Genomic DNA, 19,025 nt, shown 5'->3' on the forward strand with positions numbered 1-19,025 from the left:
AAAGCATATAATGCGTAAAAGTTATGGGGTCACTCTTTCACCGGAGATTTAGTTATGTAACAGTGTGGAAGTATTGACCAATACCTTCAGGACAGTTATTAGTGATAGACAGGTTAAATAATTCGGATTGCTAAGTTCTTGATTTGCAGTTTATTCGCCATGAAAAGACCGTTTTACCTGCAAGCGCCCATAGCTCTGTACCCAGGTCATCCCCTCTTTCGCAGAGCGGCGAGCCAAATAACAAACTGGTAACGGTTTATTGATGCACGAAGGCAAATTTAAGTTCCGGCAGTCTTAAGCAATAAGGCGCTAAGGAGACCGTAAATGGCTGATACTAAAGCAAAACTCACTCTAAATGGTGACGCTGCTATTGAACTGGATGTGCTGAAAGGTACGCTCGGTCAAGATGTTATTGATATTCGTAGCCTTGGCTCAAAAGGGATGTTTACTTTTGACCCAGGTTTCACCTCTACCGCATCCTGCGAATCCAAAATTACTTTCATCGACGGTGACGAAGGTGTTTTGCTGCATCGCGGCTTCCCGATTGACCAACTGGCGACCGAGTCCAACTATCTGGAAGTGTGTTATATCCTGCTGTACGGCGAAAAACCGACGCAGGAAGAGTACGACGAGTTCAAAACCACAGTCACTCGCCATACCATGATCCACGAGCAGATCACCCGTCTGTTCCACGGTTTCCGCCGCGACTCTCACCCGATGGCCGTTATGTGCGGTGTTACCGGAGCGCTGGCAGCGTTCTATCATGACTCGCTGGATGTAAACAACGCACGTCACCGTGAAATCGCCGCCTTCCGCCTGCTGTCCAAAATGCCAACCATGGCAGCGATGTGCTACAAATATTCCATCGGGCAGCCGTTCGTGTACCCACGTAACGATCTCTCCTACGCCGGTAACTTCCTGAACATGATGTTCTCTACGCCGTGCGAAAAATACGAAGTGAATCCGATTCTGGAACGCGCAATGGACCGTATCTTAATCCTGCACGCTGACCACGAACAGAACGCCTCAACCTCTACCGTACGTACCGCGGGCTCTTCTGGCGCTAACCCGTTTGCCTGCATCGCGGCTGGTATCGCTTCCCTGTGGGGACCGGCACACGGCGGCGCAAACGAAGCTGCGCTGAAAATGCTGGAAGAAATCAGCTCTGTTAAACACATTCCGGAATTTGTTCGCCGCGCGAAAGATAAGAATGATTCCTTCCGCCTGATGGGCTTTGGTCACCGTGTTTATAAAAACTATGACCCGCGCGCTACCGTCATGCGTGAAACCTGCCACGAAGTGCTGAAAGAACTGGGTACCAAAGATGATCTGTTGGAAGTGGCGATGGAACTTGAGCACATTGCGCTCAACGACCCGTACTTCATCGAGAAGAAACTTTACCCGAACGTAGACTTCTACTCCGGCATCATCCTGAAAGCGATGGGCATTCCGTCCTCCATGTTCACCGTTATCTTCGCCATGGCACGTACCGTTGGCTGGATTGCACACTGGAACGAAATGCACACCGACGGCATGAAAATCGCCCGTCCTCGTCAGCTGTACACCGGCTACGACAAGCGCGATTTTAAGTCTGATATTAAGCGTTAATTGTCTGCCGGATGGCGCTAGCGCTTGTCCGGCTTAAAGTTATAAACGCTCCCAGGCCGGATAAAGCAGTGATGCCTATGTCCGGCCTGTTTTTATTTGATCCACATTATTTTATTCTTATCGTGCTTTCTCTATGATTTACTGAGATTTCTCACATTTTACTCAGGAGCATGGGATGCCTGTTTTGCAGTGGAGCCTGTTGTTTGTGCTATCGCTCCTTCTTTCCCTGCTCTTTCTGTTTATCCATCTTCCAGGCCCCTTGCTGCTCGGTTCGATGATCGTCGGCATCATCTTCAGTATGCGCGGCATCTCGCTGCATCCTCCTCGCTGCACATTTCTTGGCGCACAGGCGATTCTCGGCTGTATGATTGCCCAAAATCTGACTGGTTCAATCTTTACAACCCTTGCAGCCCACTGGCCGATGGTGATTGTTATCCTGCTGGCAACCCTTATCAGCAGCGCGATAATCGGCTGGCTGCTGGTTCGCTATAGTAATCTACCGGGGAATACCGGTGCGTGGGGCTCGTCACCAGGCGGTGCAGCTGCAATGGTCGCAATGGCCCAGGATTATGGCGCCGACATCCGGCTGGTGGCGTTTATGCAGTATCTGCGCGTACTGTTGGTGGTCGGCGCGGCAGCGCTGGTCACCCGGCTGGTGATGGGCGACCAGGCCCAAACAATCAGTGAACAAATCATCTGGTTTCCGCCGCTAAGCGGCAATCTTTTCAGCACTCTGATGCTGGCCGCCGTTGCCGGCACGGCTGGACGCCTACTGCGTATTCCCTCTGGCGTTATGCTATTGCCAATGCTGGTGGGTGCCATGCTGAATGCAAGCGGAGTAATGGTGATTGAACTACCGGAATGGCTACTGGCTATAGCCTACATGTCAATTGGCTGGCAAATCGGTCTTGGCTTTGACAAGCAGATCTTTTTGATGGCATTACGACCACTGCCACAGATCCTGTTGTCCATTTTTTCACTGATGGCGATCTGCGCAGCCATGGCCTGGGGACTGGCGCATTACATGCAGATCGACTTTCTCACTGCCTATCTGGCAACCAGTCCTGGAGGCGTGGATTCTGTTGCGGTGATCGCCGCAGGAAGCCACGCTGATATGGCGCTCATCATGGCGATGCAAACCCTGCGACTGTTCAGCATTTTGTTAACTGGCCCCGCAGTCGCGCGGTTTATTTCGGTGCACGCACCAAAACAACCCGCTTAGTGCTGACAACCCGGGCACCAGTAAAAGGGGCGCGAAGAGAGCATCGTTTTCTCGATTATTCCACCACAACGCTCACAGGTTTCGCCATCCCGATGAAAGACCTTAAAGCGAAACAACGCACCGTGATGTTTATTCTCATCGACCAGGCCGCGGGTAGTATAAGACAGCCGCGGAATATCAAGCAGCGCATGTGCCAGTTTATCCAGTTGCTCATCACTAAGCTGCGACGCTTTATGCTGCCCGGTCAACCCAACCTGCCAAAGGATCTCTACCCGCAGGTAGTTACCTAATCCAGCCAGAAACGCCTGGTCCAGTAGCAGACCAGAAAACTGGCGATTGCGAAAACGCGGAGATAACAGACGCGCTTTAACCTCATCGGGCGTTAAACGTAAATCCAGTACATCTGGCCCTACCCGTTGCAGGAACGGATGGGTGGAGAGCTGTTCTGGCGTCAGCATTTCGATATCAGACGCGCTATAGAGCAGGATAGTTTTGTCGTGTGTCTGCAGCCTGACACGCAGTACCCGCGAAGTTTGCGGAATTTTGCCGGTATCCACCACTCGCCACACGCCATAGAGCTGATTGTGACTGTACAGCGTCAGGCCATTAGAAAAATGGGTCAGTAATGCTTTCCCCCGCGTTTCAAGCTGGGTAACACGTTGCCCAATCAGTTGAGATTGATACGGTTTTAACTGCTCAAAGGCAAACCAGACATCCGTCAGGGGTTTGCCTTTGACTGCCGCCTCCAGGTTATCCGCCGCGCGGCGGATCTCCGGGCCTTCAGGCATAATACTGTCCTTTGTTAATGTGTTGCGCCGCCCGTCACTGCGATATCGCTTTCCACCTGCAAGGCGGTGGCAATCGCAATCTCCAGCGCACGGCGCACCGTTTCTGTCGCCATACTTGGCGCCCCGGGATGCTGCGCAGCCTGTTGCGGCAAATAAGGGATATGAATAAAACCGCCCTTCACCGCCGGTACGTCGCGTAGTTTATGCAGCAGGCCATACATCACATGGTTACACACGAAAGTACCCGCAGTCTGGGAAACCGAGGCCGGAATTCCCGCGTTGCGCATGGCGACAACCATCGCTTTAATCGGCAACGTACTAAACCATGCCGCCGGGCCATCGACCACAATCGGCACATCGACCGGCTGTTGCCCCTGATTATCCGCAATACGCGCATCGTCAACGTTAATCGCCACGCGTTCCACGGTGATATCCGTGCGACCACCCGCCTGCCCCACCGCCAGCACCAGTGATGGCGACAACGCGTCAATCGCGGCATTGAGTACAGCGAGAGACTCGCCAAAGACACACGGTAGTTGGCGGGCTATTACGCGGCATCCACCGATAATAGCATTGTCGAGGCTCGAGACCACTTCCCAGGAAGGGTTAACTGACTCGCCGCCAAAGGGTTCAAATCCCGTGATGAGTACTGTTTTCATCCTTCCTCCTTACAGGAACATCAGGAAATACATCAGGAACACGTTGACCAGTAGCAGCAGTACGCCGGTTGGCACCTGCGCTTTAATCACCGCATTTTTGTCCGGTAGTTCCAGCAACGCTGCAGGAACAATATTAAAGTTCGCCGCCATCGGCGTCATCAGCGTCCCACAATAGCCGGAGAACATACCTATCGCCGCCATTACCGCTGGGTTGCCGCCGTGTTGCAGTACGAGGATCGGAATGCCAATCCCAGCGGTCACGATCGGGAAAGCAGCAAACGCATTACCCATAACCATGGTCAACAATGCCATGCCGATGGTGTACACCGCCACCGCGATAAAGCGACTATCCACCGCCAGATATTCCTGCGTCAGGTATGAAATGCCGCTACCGACACCCGCCGCTGTAAACAGCAGCCCAAGCGTAGCCAGAATCTGCGGCAAAATGAACGCCCAGCCAATGGAGTCCAGCAGACGGCGTGCCTCCTGAATCGGTTGATGCACCCGCTCATGGGTCATTTTTATCGCCATCGCCAGACCAATCAACGAACCCGCTGTCATTGAAAAGAGCGTCACCAGCGTGGCGTGATTACCCGGCCCGAACAGCGCATCCTGTAAGCCCGGAATATGGTTGAACATCAGTACGCCAATGACCGTTACCACCGGGATCGCCAACGCTGGGAAAAACAGGCGGTTGCCCAGGCGGCTGGCGCTTTCTTCGCGCTGTTGCTGCGTGCGTTGATGGTAGCTTCCCAGCTTCACACCGCCAAAACCCGCGATCAGGGCCAGCACGACCACCGCAACGCCGACGGCAATATGCACTGCGCGTTTATCGCCAAACAGCGAGTATGTCCAGTCACCAAGCAGAAACAGTATGCCATATATGCCCCAAAACAGGCCTGTGGTGAAACGGCGCGGGTTTGCTTTGTCCTGCCAGGACATCAGCGCCACAATCAGTAATACCGCACCTGCCAGCCAGTAGAGATAGCTTTGTTGAAAATTCATTTCGCTTCCCCTTTCGCTGCGGCATTTGCTTTCGCCACCTCACGTTGCAAATAGCTATCCAGACGCCACAAACGCGTGCCGTGGATCAGGAAAGCACAAATTGCCGTTGGGATCCCCCACAAGGCGATATGCAGAGGTTCGGTCTGGATCCCTCCAGACTCCAGCATAAAGTTGTGCATGAATATGATCGCGCCGAAGGCAACAAAGATATCTTCACCGAAAAACAGCCCGACGTTATCGGTCGCCGCTGACATTGCGCGCAGGCGATAGCGAACCGCGCCGGGTATCTCTCCGTGATTTTTCTCGGCGGCCCCTTCCGCCATTGGCGCCAGCAGCGGGCGCACCATCTGCGGATGCCCCCCCAGACTGGTCAACCCTAACGCAGCGGTCGCTTCGCGAATGAACAGATAGACAATAAGCAGACGGCCACTGGTGGCACTGCGGATTTTCGCAATCCACGCCTGAGCACGCTCTTTGAGTCCGTGACGTTCCAGCAGGCCAATAACCGCCAGCGGGATCAGCAGGATAAACGGCAGGTTGCGGGTGTTAAGAAAACCTTCACCCAGCTTCTCGAGGATGGTGGCGATCGGCATATGCGCCGCCAGTCCCGTGACGATCCCGGCAATAATAACCACCAATACCGGATTAAAACGTAAAAGAAATCCGACCACGATGACGGCGATCCCCGTCAATGGCCAGAGAGAAATTACCTCTCCCATAATTCATTCCCGTATATGTTGTTGTGTAATATATTGTTGTTTTGTATGGTAAATCTTATGCACCAATTTCAATATTGCATGCATTAAAGGCGCTACGCAAGCGACGGGCAAAAGCGAGTGCGTGCTCGCCATCCCCATGAATGCATACCGTCTGGGCGGTCACGCTTGCCCATGTTCCACTTTGGCTTTTTACTCTGCCGGATTGCACCATTTCTAACGTTTGCGCCAGCGCCTGCTCTTCATCCTCAATCAGTGCGCCCGGCTGGTTACGTGGCACCAGACTGCCATCGGCCTGATAACCCCGATCGGCAAAAACCTCTTGACGCGTTATCAAGCCATAGTGTTCTCCAGCGCGAATCAGTTCGCTTCCCGCCAGCCCGACCAGAACCAGCGACGGATCACAGGCATGAACCGCTTTCGCAATCGCATCAGCCAATTGAGGATCTTTCGCCGCCTGGTTATAGAGCATGCCATGCGGTTTGACATGGCGCATCACACCGCCTTCTGCCCGCGTGATGGCAGCCAGCGCGCCAATTTGATACAGCGTCTGCGCATACACCGTTTGTGCAGGCAGGGTCATGGCGCTACGACCAAAATTTTCCCGATCCGGAAAGCTGGGGTGTGCGCCTACCGCCACACCATTTTTTAACGCATCACGCACGCTTGAGAGCATAGTTTGCGCATCGCCGGCGTGAAACCCACAGGCGATGTTGGCCGATGACACCAATTGCAGCAACGCTGCATCGTTCGCACATCCCTCACCGAGGTCTGCATTGAGATCAATTTTCATTGTTAAGTCGCCATGCTAACTGTTCCAGATAACGCTGCTGGTCGTACCGCGCCTTCAGCGCTTCCTCCAGCGAACACTGCACAAAATGAATCGGCTGACCGAGCGGGATCTGCGCCAGATGATACATATCTGCCTCGATAATACAGGCGATACGCGGATAGCCACCCGTCGTCTGAGCATCGTTCATCAGCACGATTGGCTGGCCATTATGCGGAACCTGCACCACGCCGGGGAGCAAACCATGCGACAGCAGCTCGCGATCGGTCGTGCGCGTCAGCGGCTGCCCCTGAAGACGATACCCCATACGGTTACTTTGTGGGCTAAGCTGCCACGGCGAGCGCCAGAAAGAGGCCTGAGATACCTCATCAAACTCCTGATATTCAGGGCCGGGCAGTGCACGAATGAGATTACCCCACATCAGTTGTTTTACACCTTGTGGCCCGCTGAATTGCCGGGTCGATACGCCAATCGCCAGTCGATCGCCATCACGCAGCAGACGCCCTTCAAACCCACCAATGCCCACTTTCAGATCGGTACTACGCGAACCCATCACTTCGGGAACATCAATACCGCCCGCTACAGCCAGATAACTGCGCATACCATGAAGAGGTCGTTTTAGCGTCAGGCGCTGCCCGGCTTTTACTGGTAACCGCCATCCGCTCCATACGGGAGTTCGATCCAGATGCGCTTCGCATCCGGCACCGGTCAGGGCAAACCAGCCATCGGCTTCAAACTCCACCACCAGTTGCCCCAGCGTGATTTCCAGCGCTGCGGCATTCGCATCATTACCCACCAGCAGGTTAGCCACGTTCAGCGCCGGTTTATCCAGCGCGCCACAGTGACTAATTCCGGATTGACGAAAACTATGGCGTCCCCCGTCCTGTACTGAGGTGTACATGCCAGCGCGGATGATGTTTAACATATCCCCTCCTTCTGCGGGACAAAACGCACGGTATCGCCAGCCCGTAACAGAATCGGCTCCTCCCGTTTTGGATCAAATAACGAAACGGAGGTACGCCCAATCAATTGCCATCCACCGGGTGTGGCAAGCGGGTAGATCCCCGTTTGAGATCCACCGATACCGACAGAACCTGCCGGAACAAGCAAACGCGGTTCCGCACGTCTGGGGGTATGCAGCTGTTCAGGTAAGCTCCCGAGATAGGGAAATCCCGGCTGAAAACCGATAAACCACACCACATAGTCAACTGACGCATGAAGTTCGACGACCTGCTTGTCGCTTAATCCACTGTGTCGGGCGACCTCTGCCAGATCAGGGCCAAACTCACCACCATAGGTCACAGGTATTTCAATAAAACGTGAATCCGGCTCCAGTGCTTCGCTCTCTTCCCACCAGCGCTGCAGGCGTTCAATCGCATCCAGCGCCAGTGTTTGCGGGTCGCGTAGAGTAACCGTGATATTGTTCATTCCCGGAATAGCTTCAAGCACATTCGGGGCGTCAACTAAACGCTGAGCCAGACGCCAGATGCGTTTCTGAGTCGCCAGCGTGATGGGGGGCTCCAGTTCGAGAACCACCGCCGTTTCACCTAACAGATAACAACGCGCTCGCTGCACTTTCATCCCTCATTATTACGCTGGATTAGGTATATCGATAAAGGTTACGTCCAGATCGGTATTTTCATTCAGCCATTCGCTTAATGCGCGAATGCCGCCGCGTTCGGTCGCATGGTGACCGGCAGCATAAAAATGCAGCCCCTGCTCGCGGGCTGAGTGAATGGTTTGCTCAGAGACTTCACCGGTAATAAAGGCGTCGACACCAAATTGGGCTGCGCTATCAATAAAACTTTGACCGCCCCCGGTACACCAGGCAACGCGCTGAACTTTCTCCGGTCCGGTATCACCGCACCATAACGGTTTACGACCTAAACGCGCTTCAATCCACGATGCCAACTCCAGCCCCGGAACCGGCATGGAGAGTTCTCCCCATGGCACCAGCGGTTCAATTTCCCCCATAACGGTGATTCCCAACAGCGCGGCCAACTGCGCGTTATTCCCCAATTCCGGGTGTGCATCCAGCGGCAAGTGCCAGCCATACAGGTTGATATCATTTTCTAACAGCGTTTTCAGACGATTGCGCTTCATGCCGCGAATAACCGGAGATTCGCCTTTCCAGAAATAGCCGTGGTGAACAATAACCGCATCCGCTTGCTGGCGTACCGCCTCGTCCAGCAATGCCTGGCTTGCAGTCACACCGGTCACGATTTTATGCACCGTCTCTTTGCCCTCAACCTGCAAACCATTCGGCGCATAATCGCTAATGGCGGCGCTGTTTAGTTTGTCGTTGATCAGTTGTTCCAGTTCGGTGTTTTTCATCATCGTCCTCGTAGTCATCATTTCTGCCTGCCCAATCAGCAACACAGCTTAGGTTAAAATAGCGTTCCCGCCTGCGTTCGTCGATAGCCATTTCACTGACACATAAAGAAACAATCACACCCGCTTTGAACGTGATTTGCTTACCACTACGCGATCTAATTCATGTATATTTATGCAATCAGACAGCATATTGCAAAAATAATCAGATCTGTATCAAAGTTACAACTTTAAGGAAACACACTCGCGCAGCACGTTCAGCCAGTCGCGAGGCATTTACTTCGAGAAAATAATGAATAAACAAGCATCTCAACCACGGGCGATATACTACGTTGTCGCGCTACAAATCTGGGAATACTTCAGTTTTTACGGCATGCGTGCGCTGCTGATCCTGTATCTCACTAACCAGCTTAAGTACGACGATAATCACGCATATGAACTGTTCAGCGCCTACTGCTCGCTGGTCTATGTCACCCCTATTCTCGGGGGATACCTGGCCGATAAAGTGCTCGGCAATCGAATGGCGGTGATGATCGGCGCATTTTTAATGGCGGTAGGACATCTGGTATTGGGTGCCAGCGAAATGGCCCCGGCGTTCCTCTATTTGTCGCTGGCGATAATTGTCTGCGGCTACGGTCTGTTTAAATCAAATATCAGTTGCCTGTTGGGCGAGTTGTATCAACCTGAAGACCCGCGTCGCGACGGTGGATTCTCTCTGCTTTACGCTGCTGGTAACATAGGTTCGATTATTGCCCCTATTGCCTGTGGCTACGTGCAGGAAGAATACAGCTGGGCGATGGGCTTTGCGCTGGCTGCCATCGGCATGCTGGCAGGGCTGGTGATATTCTTATGTGGTAATCGCCATTTCGCCCACACCACCGGCGTCAACAAGGCCGTTCTCTGTGCTAAAACCTTTATTCTGCCAAACTGGGCCTGGCTGTTAGTTTTGTTGGTTGCCGCACCGCTGCTGATTACCGTGCTGTTCTGGAAAGAGTGGTCCGTTTACGCACTGATAGTTGCCACCATTATTGGTCTGGCAGTTCTGGCGAAGATTTATCGCCAGGCACAGACGCAGAAACAACGCAAAGAGCTGGGGCTTATCGTCACGCTGACCTTCTTCAGCCTGTTGTTTTGGGCCTTTGCTCAACAGGGCGGCAGTTCGATCAGCCTGTATATCGACCGCTTCGTTAACCGCGATATTCTGGGGTATTCCGTCCCTACCGCGATGTTCCAGTCGGTTAACGCTTTTGCCGTTATGCTGTGCGGTATCGTACTGGCGTGGGTAGTCAAAGAAAGCGTGAGTGGCAATCGTACCGTACGTATCTGGGGTAAATTTGCCCTTGGCCTCGGCTTAATGAGCGCTGGGTTCTGTATTCTAACCTTGAGCGCTCGCTGGTCCGCTGCTTACGGCCACTCTTCCATGCCGCTGATGGTACTTGGGTTGGCGGTCATGGGCTTTGCCGAACTGTTTATCGATCCGGTAGCAATGTCACAAATTACGCGTATTGAGATCCCTGGTGTTACCGGCGTATTAACCGGCATTTATATGCTGCTTTCCGGTGCCATCGCCAATTACCTGGCAGGCGTTATCGCCGATCAGACCTCACAAGGCTCGTTTGATGCTGCCGGCGCTATCAACTACTCCATCAATGCCTATATTGATGTCTTTAGTGAAATTACCTGGGGTGCGCTGGCCTGTGTGGTGCTGGTGCTGATGATTTGGCTGTACCAGTCGCTTAAGTTCAGAAACCGTTCACTGGCGGTAGAATCCTGAGTGTAGGGGCCCGATGATGTAATCTGATTCGGGCTTTTTTTCAGGAATTACGCATGGCTGGCAGTCAACTCCTCTTCAGAAAGACCTGTAACCAGAAGCACCATGTTGCGATCTATTCCCTGCTCCAACATAGTTTGCGCTATACGTAATGCGGCTTCTCGTTTGCCTCGCTGCAACCCTTCCTGTAATCCATCTAAGCGTAACCGCTCGGCAATCGTCATCAGCTTCTCCTTATGTTGGGGGATCCGTTGCACCATCTCTTGTATAAATTCATTAAAGCGAGATTCATCGCCGGATTGCAGGATGTAATTAAACATCGCCTGTAGTTGCGTGTCATTAGCGCACCCTGTAAGTAACAGCGTGGCCAGTTGATCTACCAGCCCCATCAAATCCCGCTGACGGATATGTTTTTGCATTAGTTCCAGCAGTGCCATTCGCCTGTGAGCCATGATTTCGTCATCGGGCACCACTGTGATATCCACCAATGGAAATGCGCTGGCATAAAGTTGCCGTGCCGTTACAGGATCGGTAAACGCATCAAGCCAGCACAGTGAGTACGGATACGGACTTCGACAGCCATGATAAAACAGCATGGGTATCACAATCGGCAGTTCTTTGTGCCCGGCATCCAAATGACGCTGCATCGCCGCTATTGCGTAACGCAGCAGACGAAAAGCCATATGCGGATCGGCTGAACTCTGGTGTTCTATAACCACGTATACATAACCTTCACCATCGTGCGTATGCACAGACCAGAGCACGTCGGAGTAGCGGGTACGTAAATCCGCTTCAATAAAGCTTTCTGACTCCAGCTTCAGCGTATTTAAATCGCAAAGCGTTTGCAGATCTGCGGGTAGATGAATTTCGAGGAAGTCCCGAGCTGTTTCTGGATGATGTAAAAACGTTTTAAATACCGCATCGTGCGGTGTAGATGTCGTTGGTGTTGTCATCAAATTCCGTCACCTGAATGAAGATGACGGCACTTTACTGCTGGCGGAAAACATCTTCATCAAGGCATTAGCAGCCTTGCGTACACGCTTCAGCGCTAAATGCCCCCCCACTGCAACATATTCATTCTGCTGGAAGGTATTACGCAGAAATCCGCTGCGTGCTTATCCCTTACGTGCCGCCTCATATGCCGCCAGCGTCGCCAGCCTTGCCTGTTTATGATCCACAATCGGGCGAGGATAACTCAGTGTTACCTGCGCTTTTTCAGCCCACGACCACGGTTCATGAATAGCTTTACCCGGCACGTCGCGCAGTTCCGGCAGCCACTGGCGGATAAACTCACCGTCACGATCAAATTTTTCGCCCTGAGTCGTGGGGTTAAAGATTCGGAAATACGGTGCGGCGTCGGTTCCGGTTGAGGCAGCCCACTGCCAGCCGCCGTTATTGGCCGCCAGGTCGCCATCGATCAGTTGCGACATGAAATATTGTTCGCCTTTACGCCAGTCGATCAGCAGGTCTTTCACTAAAAAACTGGCGGTAATCATGCGTAAACGATTATGCATCCAGCCCGTGGCGTTGAGCTGACGCATGGCCGCATCCACAATGGGGTAGCCCGTATTCCCTGTTTTCCAGGCCTGCAAATGCGTCGGATTATTCTGCCATTGCACGCGATCGGTCCAGCGAATAAAAGGTTGATACCGACACAGTGCCGGATGGTAAGTCATCAGATGACGATAAAATTCGCGCCAGATAAGCTCATTCAACCAAACGCTGCCTGCCCCATCCTCAAGCGCCTGCGGCTGCTCCACGAGCAGTCGATTCAGGCACTGGCGCGGTGATAGTCCACCTGTCGCCAGGCTCGCGGATAATCGACTGGTTCCATCAATCGCCGGAAAGTCACGCAGTTGTTCATATTCTCCGGCGGCCTGCTGGCAAAAATGGCGTAACTGCGCGATGGCCAATTTTTCTTCTGCCGGAAATTGCTGCGAATCAAAATCCTGCTGCGGGTAGCTCAGCGTGATGGATGTTAATGGAGAGTCAAGAGCACCGCTTTCTCTCACCTTCGGCGCACTGACACATTCTGGGATCCCGTCTTTTATCCGCTTCAGCCAGGCATTTTTAAACGGCGTAAAGACTTTATACATCTCGTGATTACCGGTCATGACCGCCCCCGGAGGCAGGATCACGCTGTCGTCAAACCCTTCGCACACCACTTGAGGTAATGACTTTTCGACGGCAGCATCACGCTGGCGTTCGTTTATTTCATATTGATAGTTATAAAATATTCGACTGACGCCATGCTGTACGCAGACGTTTTTGACGGTTTCCACACTGGTCGCAAAATCAGCAACTTCATGAAACAGAAGCGGGATGCCCTTTTCTGCCAGCGCCGTTTGCAACGCGTTCAGCTGCGCATTAACCAATGCCGCCTGACATGGGGCCATATCATGCGCCTTCCACTGTTCAGGCGTGGAGATATAGAGCGCGAGTACATGTGCAGAACGATCCCGACAAGCCGCCGCCAGCGCGAGATTGTCATGCAGACGTAAATCACGCCGAAACCAGACCAGATGCGTGGTCATAAAACTCCCTGATAAAAATTAATCATTGCCCTGTAAACGCCAAATCGCAGGCCAGAGTTCAAAATAACGTTGCCCGGACAACCAGGTGTTCGGGTGCTCAGCCATATAGTGTTTGAGGAGCATTAAGGGTGCAAGTAGCGGCTGCGCCTCGCGTCGATAGTTATCGATTATCGAGGTCAATTCCTGACGTTGACGCAGATCGAGCTGATTACGGAAATAGCCCTGTACGTGCATCAATACATTGGTATGGTTACGCCGGGTAGCAGGATTTAATAACAGATGGATCAATCGTAGGCGATACTCGGTAAAAAAAGCATCGAGATCTTGCCATTCATGGATTGCGGCAACGAAGGGGCCAAGCTCCCGATACTCTGGCTGGGAATGCGCCAGTAGTACCAGTTTGTAGCGGGTATGATAGTCAATTAATGCGCCCCGCGTTAATTTTCGCTGACGCAGGCGGTGCAATTCATGCAAAGCGTAAACACGTATTAATGTATTTTCGTCGAACTGAGGTGCCTCACTCGCTTCTGTGGTCAGACAGGTGCGGATACCAACAGGAATTCTCGTGCTCATCGCCACTCCTTATCCGTTACTCAGATAAGTGTAGACGTCGGCGTATAAAAAAACCGCCACATTGCTGTTGGCGGTTTTCTTGAACAATAACCACAACTTAATAGAAGTCGCAGGTGGCTTTTTCAGCCTGCTCCATCCACACCGGTTTATCACTGGTTTTGGACCAGACGCGGTGCAGATAGCTGTAAAAACGGGCGCGGTCTTTCCAGAACAACATGACCGGCAGCGCCAGCACGCCCGCCACAACGGCAAAGGTACGGCGCAAGAAAACAATGTGTGCTGGATATTCTTTATAAAAGTCCATAATCCTCTCCCATATATCTGTTCGGTGAATCGCACCGGAAAAATAAACTTGGTTAACTGATGAAAATAATACCGCCTTGTGTGTAATTTTGCTACTCATCCGACCACTTATTTTTATCTATTGATGCTCCGTTTAGCTAAAAACCGTAATTAAGTTACATAAAAGTTAAATTAATACTAATCATTAGTTAAATAATGGTCTTTGCCATTTTTATACTTTTTTTACACCCCTCCCACTGATTTTTGCGAAATCTTTGCAAGCAAAAATCTACGCTCTGGTTATCACATTTATGCCACTGGAGGTGCACCGTGAGTGCAGGCGTGATAACCGGCATTGTGCTGGTCTTTTTATTATTAGGTTATCTGGTGTATGCCCTGATTAATGCGGAGGCGTTCTGATGGCGGCCCAAGGATTTTTACTCATTGCCAGTTTCTTGCTGGTACTGTTTATCATCGCCAGACCGCTGGGTTTTGGCTTGGCTCGGCTGATCAATAATACGTCCCTGCCGGGTCTGGCTGGCGTGGAACATCTGCTCTGGCGCGGTCTGGGCATCTCGCAGCAGGAGATGAACTGGCGGCAGTATCTGTTGGCGATCCTCGTGCTCAATGTGCTGGGTTTGCTGGTCCTGTTTTCAATGCTGATGGCGCAAAACCTGCTGCCGCTAAATCCGCAACAGCTACCTGGGCTTTCGTGGGATTTGGCGCTCAACACAGCGGTGAGTTTTGTCACTAATACCAACTGGCAATCCTATGCTGGCGAAACCACCTTAAGCTACTTCAGCCAAATGGTCGGGCTGACCGTGCAGAACTTCCTGTCAGCGGCAACCGGGATTGCGGTGATTTTTGCCCTGGCCCGTGCCTTTACTCGCCAGAGCATGAACACGCTGGGCGATGCCTGGGTCGATCTGGTTCGCATTACATTGTGGATCCTGCTCCCCATTGCATTGCTCATTGCGTTGTTCTTCATTCAGCAAGGTGTGCTGCAAAACGTGTTGCCCTATCAGCCCATTACTACCCTTGAAGGGGTGAAACAGCTGCTGCCGATGGGGCCCGTCGCCTCACAGGAAGCGATTAAGATGCTTGGCACTAACGGGGGCGGTTTCTTTAACGCTAACTCATCACATCCGTTTGAAAACCCTACCGCGTTGACCAATCTGGTACAGATGCTGGCCATTTTCTTAATTCCTACCGCGCTGTGTTTTGCCTTTGGTGATGTGGTTGGCGATCGTCGCCAGGGGCGGACCCCGCTGTGGGCCATGTCGCTGATATTTGTAGTCTGCGTAGCCGTGGTGATGTGGGCCGAAGTTCAAGGCAACCCGCACCTGATGGCATTCGGTGCAGACAGTAATATCAACATGGAAGGCAAAGAAAGCCGCTTTGGCGTGCTGGCTACGAGTCTTTTTTCCGTCGTGACGACAGCGGCATCTTGCGGCGCTGTCGATGCGATGCATGACTCCTTCACCGCGCTGGGCGGGATGGTGCCGATGTGGCTAATGCAGATTGGCGAAGTGGTCTTCGGTGGTGTCGGTTCGGGCCTGTACGGCATGCTGCTGTTCGTGTTGTTGGCGGTGTTTATCGCGGGCCTGATGATTGGTCGCACGCCGGAATATCTGGGTAAGAAAATAGACGTGCGTGAAATGAAAATGACCGCGCTGGCGATTCTGGTCACCCCTGCGCTGGTCCTGCTCGGTACGGCGATAGCGATGATGAGCGACGCCGGACGCAGCGCCATGCTCAATCCTGGTCCACATGGCTTTAGTGAGGTGTTGTACGCCGTATCGTCTGCCGCGAACAACAACGGCAGCGCCTTCGCCGGATTAAGCGCCAACAGCCCGTTCTGGAACTGTCTGCTGGCCCTGTGCATGTTCTTCGGCCGTTTCGGCGTGATCATCCCCGTGATGGCAATTGCCGGATCGCTGGTCAGTAAAAAGATCCAGCCAGCAAGTCCAGGCACGCTGCCTACCCACGGTGCACTGTTTGTCGGGTTGTTAATCGGTACGGTGTTACTGGTTGGTGCCCTCACCTTTGTTCCTGCCCTGGCGCTTGGCCCGGTCGCAGAATACCTGTCATTACACTGAGTGATGCGGAGCACATGACTATGAGTCGTAAGCAACTGGCGCTGTTCGAACCCTCTCTGGTCGCACAGGCGCTGATGGACGCCGTGAAAAAATTAAGCCCACATACCCAGTGGCGCAATCCGGTGATGTTTATCGTCTGGCTGGGCAGTCTGCTGACAACCCTGTTAACGCTGGCAATGGCCACAGGCCATATGCAAGGCAATCCGTGGTTTACCGGCGCGATAAGTCTGTGGCTGTGGGTCACCGTACTGTTCGCCAACTTTGCCGAAGCGCTGGCGGAAGGACGCAGTAAGGCTCAGGCTAACAGTCTGAAAGGAGTGAAAAAAACCGCTTTTGCTCGCAAACTCCGCGAGCCGAAATACGGTGCCGCCATGGATCACGTTCCGGCGGAGGATTTGCGCAAAGGAGATATCGTGTTAGTAGAAGCGGGCGATATTATCCCGTGTGACGGCGAGGTCATCGAAGGTGGCGCATCGGTAGATGAAAGCGCCATTACCGGTGAATCCGCGCCGGTCATTCGTGAATCCGGTGGTGATTTCGCCTCCGTCACCGGCGGGACCCGCATCCTCTCCGACTGGCTGGTGATCGAATGTAGCGTGAACCCTGGTGAAACGTTCCTCGACCGGATGATCGCCATGGTTGAAGGCGCGCAGCGGCGTAAAACGCCGAATGAAATCGCCCTGACGATCCTGTTGATAGCCCTGACCATCGTTTTTCTGCTGGCGACCGCCACGCTGTGGCCATTTTCCGCCTGGGGTGGTAGTGCGGTTAGCGTCACGGTACTGGTTGCCCTGCTGGTGTGTCTGATCCCCACCACCATCGGTGGGTTGCTCTCTGCAATTGGCGTCGCCGGGATGAGCCGCATGCTGGGCGCGAACGTCATCGCCACCAGCGGACGTGCAGTAGAAGCTGCGGGTGACGTGGACGTACTGCTGCTGGACAAAACCGGCACCATTACGCTGGGTAACCGCCAGGCTTCAGATTTCCTGCCCGCCCAGGGCGTAGACGAAAAAACGCTGGCCGACGCCGCGCAGCTTTCATCTCTGGCCGATGAAACCCCTGAAGGCCGCAGTATCGTGATTCTGGCAAAACAGCGCTTTAATCTGCGTATTCGCGACGTGCAATCGCTACACGCCACCTTTGTACCGTTTACCGCCCAAAGTCGGATGAGCGGGATCAACATCGACAACCGCATGATCCGCAAAGGGTCGGTCGATGCTATTCGTCGTCACGTCGAAGCCAACGGCGGCCACTTCCCTGCCGACGTGGAGCAGAAGGTCGAAAACGTCGCACGCCTAGGCGCTACACCGCTGGTGGTTGCCGAAGGCTCCCACGTACTGGGCGTGATTGCCCTGAAAGATATCGTAAAAGGCGGAATCAAAGAACGTTTTGCCCAACTACGCAAAATGGGCATCAAAACGGTGATGATCACCGGCGATAACCGTTTAACCGCCGCCGCGATTGCGGCAGAAGCCGGGGTAGATGACTTCTTAGCTGAAGCCACGCCGGAAGCCAAGCTGGCGCTGATTCGTCAGTATCAGGCGGAAGGTCGTCTGGTGGCGATGACCGGCGACGGAACCAATGACGCCCCGGCGCTGGCGCAAGCCGACGTGGCGGTCGCCATGAACTCCGGGACCCAGGCAGCGAAGGAAGCGGGCAACATGGTGGATCTCGACTCTAACCCCACCAAGCTGATTGAAGTGGTGCACATTGGTAAACAGATGCTGATGACGCGTGGTTCGCTGACCACCTTCAGTATCGCCAACGATGTGGCGAAGTATTTCGCCATTATCCCGGCCGCGTTTGCCGCCACCTACCCGCAGCTCAATGCGCTTAACGTGATGGGGCTGCATTCGCCGGACTCGGCGATCCTCAGCGCGGTTATCTTTAATGCGCTGGTTATCGTCTTTCTGATCCCGCTGGCGCTTAAAGGCGTGAGCTACAAACCGTTATCCGCATCCGCAATGCTGCGCCGTAATTTGTGGATCTATGGTCTGGGTGGTCTGGTTGTGCCGTTTATCGGTATCAAAGCAATTGATTTACTGCTGACCCTGCTGGGTCTGGTGTGAGGTTTCAGATGAGTGGATTACGTCCTGCATTATCAACATTGATTTTCCTGATGCTTATCACCGGCGGGGCTTACCCGTTGTTGACCACCGCGTTGGGGCAGTGGTGGTTTCCCCACCAGGCTAACGGCTCGCTTCTGCGTGAAGGTCAGGTCGTTCGCGGCTCTGCGCTCATTGGGCAACATTTTACCGCGGCCGGTTATTTTCAGGGACGCCCGTCTGCTACAGCAGAAATGCCCTATAATCCAATGGCTTCAGGCGGCAGCAATCTGGCAGCCAGCAACCCGGAACTGGATAAACAGCTGCATAGCCGGATAGCCGCGCTGCGTGCCGCCAACCCGCAGGCAAATCCTGCCGTTCCGGTAGAGCTGGTAACGGCTTCTGCCAGCGGACTGGACAACAACCTGACACCCGCCGCGGTGGCCTGGCAAATCCCCCGCGTGGCGCAGGCTCGCAACCTCAGCGTTGAAGAAGTCACGCGCCTGGTTGCACAATACACGCAAAAGCCGTTGGTCAGTTTTATCGGCCAGCCGGTGGTGAACCTGGTAGAACTTAATTTAGCGCTGGATAAGCACTGAGAA

Annotated in this window: 19 protein-coding genes and 1 pseudogene; 8 read left to right on the plus strand and 12 right to left on the minus strand. The window is 53.4% G+C overall.

Annotated features, from left to right (window positions below; translation table 11 throughout):
* Positions 1-10: 10 nt before the first annotated feature.
* The 3 genes and pseudogenes from JQN59_RS16040 to JQN59_RS16050 all read left to right on the plus strand — a co-directional run bounded on the left by JQN59_RS16040 (position 11) and on the right by JQN59_RS16050 (position 2,830).
* Positions 11-121: pseudogene (locus JQN59_RS16040) on the plus strand (hypothetical protein).
* Positions 122-324: 203 nt separating this feature from the next.
* The gene (locus JQN59_RS16045) at positions 325-1,608 is read left to right on the plus strand and encodes a citrate synthase (RefSeq protein WP_003831404.1); all 1,284 of its coding nucleotides are present in this window, start codon (positions 325-327) and stop codon (positions 1,606-1,608) included.
* Between the two features lie 175 nt (positions 1,609-1,783).
* The gene (locus JQN59_RS16050; RefSeq protein ID WP_057067727.1) at positions 1,784-2,830 is read left to right on the plus strand and encodes an AbrB family transcriptional regulator; all 1,047 of its coding nucleotides are present in this window, start codon (positions 1,784-1,786) and stop codon (positions 2,828-2,830) included.
* Here the strand turns inward: JQN59_RS16050 and nei are convergent.
* The 8 genes from nei to ybgI are packed head-to-tail and all read right to left on the minus strand — an operon-like array spanning position 2,827 to position 9,122.
* Positions 2,827-3,618: an endonuclease VIII gene (gene nei, locus JQN59_RS16055; protein ID WP_048214670.1), complete on the minus strand. Its 792-nt coding sequence runs from the start codon at positions 3,616-3,618 to the stop codon at positions 2,827-2,829. The two genes, JQN59_RS16050 and nei, sit on opposite strands and share 4 nt — an antisense overlap.
* Positions 3,619-3,632: 14 nt before the next feature.
* The gene (pcp, locus tag JQN59_RS16060) at positions 3,633-4,277 is read right to left on the minus strand and encodes a pyroglutamyl-peptidase I (protein ID WP_003831398.1); all 645 of its coding nucleotides are present in this window, start codon (positions 4,275-4,277) and stop codon (positions 3,633-3,635) included.
* A 9-nt stretch (positions 4,278-4,286) separates the two neighbouring features.
* Complete coding sequence (locus JQN59_RS16065) at positions 4,287-5,282, minus strand: DUF979 domain-containing protein (RefSeq protein WP_149608212.1); 996 nt, start codon at positions 5,280-5,282, stop codon at positions 4,287-4,289.
* The gene (locus tag JQN59_RS16070; RefSeq protein WP_003831395.1) at positions 5,279-6,001 is read right to left on the minus strand and encodes a DUF969 domain-containing protein; all 723 of its coding nucleotides are present in this window, start codon (positions 5,999-6,001) and stop codon (positions 5,279-5,281) included. The genes JQN59_RS16065 and JQN59_RS16070 overlap by 4 nt, the downstream gene beginning before the upstream one ends.
* A gap of 55 nt (positions 6,002-6,056) precedes the next feature.
* A complete protein-coding gene (pxpA, locus tag JQN59_RS16075; RefSeq protein WP_008784130.1) occupies positions 6,057-6,791 on the minus strand; it encodes a 5-oxoprolinase subunit PxpA in 735 nt (244 codons plus the stop codon).
* Complete coding sequence (gene pxpC, locus JQN59_RS16080) at positions 6,781-7,713, minus strand: 5-oxoprolinase subunit PxpC (protein ID WP_048214672.1); 933 nt, start codon at positions 7,711-7,713, stop codon at positions 6,781-6,783. The genes pxpA and pxpC overlap by 11 nt, the downstream gene beginning before the upstream one ends.
* On the minus strand, positions 7,707-8,363 hold the full coding sequence (gene pxpB / locus JQN59_RS16085; RefSeq protein WP_003831391.1) for a 5-oxoprolinase subunit PxpB: 657 nt from the start codon (positions 8,361-8,363) through the stop codon (positions 7,707-7,709). Before pxpB ends, pxpC begins: the two co-directional genes overlap by 7 nt.
* Positions 8,364-8,378: 15 nt before the next feature.
* On the minus strand, positions 8,379-9,122 hold the full coding sequence (gene ybgI / locus JQN59_RS16090; RefSeq protein WP_149608220.1) for a radiation resistance protein YbgI: 744 nt from the start codon (positions 9,120-9,122) through the stop codon (positions 8,379-8,381).
* Positions 9,123-9,411: 289 nt separating this feature from the next.
* Here ybgI and dtpD point away from each other — a divergent pair, with 289 nt between their 5' ends.
* Positions 9,412-10,893 carry a dipeptide permease DtpD gene (gene dtpD, locus JQN59_RS16095; RefSeq protein ID WP_003831389.1) on the plus strand — a complete coding sequence of 494 codons (1,482 nt, stop codon included), beginning with the start codon at positions 9,412-9,414 and terminating at the stop codon, positions 10,891-10,893.
* A gap of 47 nt (positions 10,894-10,940) precedes the next feature.
* Here dtpD and JQN59_RS16100 read toward each other — a convergent pair whose 3' ends face one another.
* The 4 genes from JQN59_RS16100 to JQN59_RS16115 form a co-directional block, all read right to left on the minus strand.
* The gene (locus tag JQN59_RS16100) at positions 10,941-11,843 is read right to left on the minus strand and encodes an Rpn family recombination-promoting nuclease/putative transposase (protein WP_149608213.1); all 903 of its coding nucleotides are present in this window, start codon (positions 11,841-11,843) and stop codon (positions 10,941-10,943) included.
* A 162-nt stretch (positions 11,844-12,005) separates the two neighbouring features.
* Positions 12,006-13,424: a deoxyribodipyrimidine photo-lyase gene (phrB, locus tag JQN59_RS16105; RefSeq protein WP_149608214.1), complete on the minus strand. Its 1,419-nt coding sequence runs from the start codon at positions 13,422-13,424 to the stop codon at positions 12,006-12,008.
* Positions 13,425-13,442: 18 nt separating this feature from the next.
* Entirely contained in the window at positions 13,443-13,997 is a 555-nt protein-coding gene (locus JQN59_RS16110) for a DUF1722 domain-containing protein (protein ID WP_100247216.1), read from the minus strand.
* A 97-nt stretch (positions 13,998-14,094) separates the two neighbouring features.
* Positions 14,095-14,301 (minus strand): YbfA family protein, encoded by a 207-nt coding sequence (locus JQN59_RS16115; RefSeq protein WP_003022870.1) that lies wholly within the window; start codon positions 14,299-14,301, stop codon positions 14,095-14,097.
* A 308-nt stretch (positions 14,302-14,609) separates the two neighbouring features.
* Here JQN59_RS16115 and kdpF point away from each other — a divergent pair, with 308 nt between their 5' ends.
* Genes kdpF through kdpC form a run of 4 tightly spaced genes read left to right on the plus strand, consistent with a single transcriptional unit; the run spans position 14,610 to position 19,022 of the window.
* Complete coding sequence (gene kdpF / locus JQN59_RS16120) at positions 14,610-14,699, plus strand: K(+)-transporting ATPase subunit F (RefSeq protein ID WP_001670793.1); 90 nt, start codon at positions 14,610-14,612, stop codon at positions 14,697-14,699.
* Entirely contained in the window at positions 14,699-16,378 is a 1,680-nt protein-coding gene (gene kdpA, locus JQN59_RS16125) for a potassium-transporting ATPase subunit KdpA (RefSeq protein ID WP_149608215.1), read from the plus strand. Before kdpF ends, kdpA begins: the two co-directional genes overlap by 1 nt.
* Before the next feature lie 20 nt (positions 16,379-16,398).
* Positions 16,399-18,447 (plus strand): potassium-transporting ATPase subunit KdpB, encoded by a 2,049-nt coding sequence (gene kdpB, locus JQN59_RS16130; protein ID WP_048214675.1) that lies wholly within the window; start codon positions 16,399-16,401, stop codon positions 18,445-18,447.
* A gap of 8 nt (positions 18,448-18,455) precedes the next feature.
* On the plus strand, positions 18,456-19,022 hold the full coding sequence (gene kdpC, locus JQN59_RS16135; RefSeq protein WP_204528090.1) for a potassium-transporting ATPase subunit KdpC: 567 nt from the start codon (positions 18,456-18,458) through the stop codon (positions 19,020-19,022).
* Positions 19,023-19,025: the final 3 nt, after the last annotated feature.

This window comes from Citrobacter sp. B72, from assembly GCF_016894305.1.
Taxonomy (GTDB): Bacteria; Pseudomonadota; Gammaproteobacteria; order Enterobacterales; family Enterobacteriaceae; genus Citrobacter; species Citrobacter portucalensis.

What these genes read in the sequence shown, in the direction of transcription:
- ybgI (WP_149608220.1), bottom strand. Translation starts at nt 9,122, where the DNA reads ATGAAAAACACCGAACTGGAACAACTGATCAACGACAAACTAAACAGC.
- kdpA (WP_149608215.1), top strand. Translation starts at nt 14,699, where the DNA reads ATGGCGGCCCAAGGATTTTTACTCATTGCCAGTTTCTTGCTGGTACTG.
- JQN59_RS16065 (WP_149608212.1), bottom strand. Translation starts at nt 5,282, where the DNA reads ATGAATTTTCAACAAAGCTATCTCTACTGGCTGGCAGGTGCGGTATTA.
- phrB (WP_149608214.1), bottom strand. Translation starts at nt 13,424, where the DNA reads ATGACCACGCATCTGGTCTGGTTTCGGCGTGATTTACGTCTGCATGAC.
- kdpC (WP_204528090.1), top strand. Translation starts at nt 18,456, where the DNA reads ATGAGTGGATTACGTCCTGCATTATCAACATTGATTTTCCTGATGCTT.
- JQN59_RS16070 (WP_003831395.1), bottom strand. Translation starts at nt 6,001, where the DNA reads ATGGGAGAGGTAATTTCTCTCTGGCCATTGACGGGGATCGCCGTCATC.
- JQN59_RS16115 (WP_003022870.1), bottom strand. Translation starts at nt 14,301, where the DNA reads ATGGACTTTTATAAAGAATATCCAGCACACATTGTTTTCTTGCGCCGT.
- nei (WP_048214670.1), bottom strand. Translation starts at nt 3,618, where the DNA reads ATGCCTGAAGGCCCGGAGATCCGCCGCGCGGCGGATAACCTGGAGGCG.
- JQN59_RS16045 (WP_003831404.1), top strand. Translation starts at nt 325, where the DNA reads ATGGCTGATACTAAAGCAAAACTCACTCTAAATGGTGACGCTGCTATT.
- kdpB (WP_048214675.1), top strand. Translation starts at nt 16,399, where the DNA reads ATGAGTCGTAAGCAACTGGCGCTGTTCGAACCCTCTCTGGTCGCACAG.
- JQN59_RS16110 (WP_100247216.1), bottom strand. Translation starts at nt 13,997, where the DNA reads ATGAGCACGAGAATTCCTGTTGGTATCCGCACCTGTCTGACCACAGAA.
- pxpA (WP_008784130.1), bottom strand. Translation starts at nt 6,791, where the DNA reads ATGAAAATTGATCTCAATGCAGACCTCGGTGAGGGATGTGCGAACGAT.
- JQN59_RS16100 (WP_149608213.1), bottom strand. Translation starts at nt 11,843, where the DNA reads ATGACAACACCAACGACATCTACACCGCACGATGCGGTATTTAAAACG.
- dtpD (WP_003831389.1), top strand. Translation starts at nt 9,412, where the DNA reads ATGAATAAACAAGCATCTCAACCACGGGCGATATACTACGTTGTCGCG.
- pxpC (WP_048214672.1), bottom strand. Translation starts at nt 7,713, where the DNA reads ATGTTAAACATCATCCGCGCTGGCATGTACACCTCAGTACAGGACGGG.
- JQN59_RS16050 (WP_057067727.1), top strand. Translation starts at nt 1,784, where the DNA reads ATGCCTGTTTTGCAGTGGAGCCTGTTGTTTGTGCTATCGCTCCTTCTT.
- pcp (WP_003831398.1), bottom strand. Translation starts at nt 4,277, where the DNA reads ATGAAAACAGTACTCATCACGGGATTTGAACCCTTTGGCGGCGAGTCA.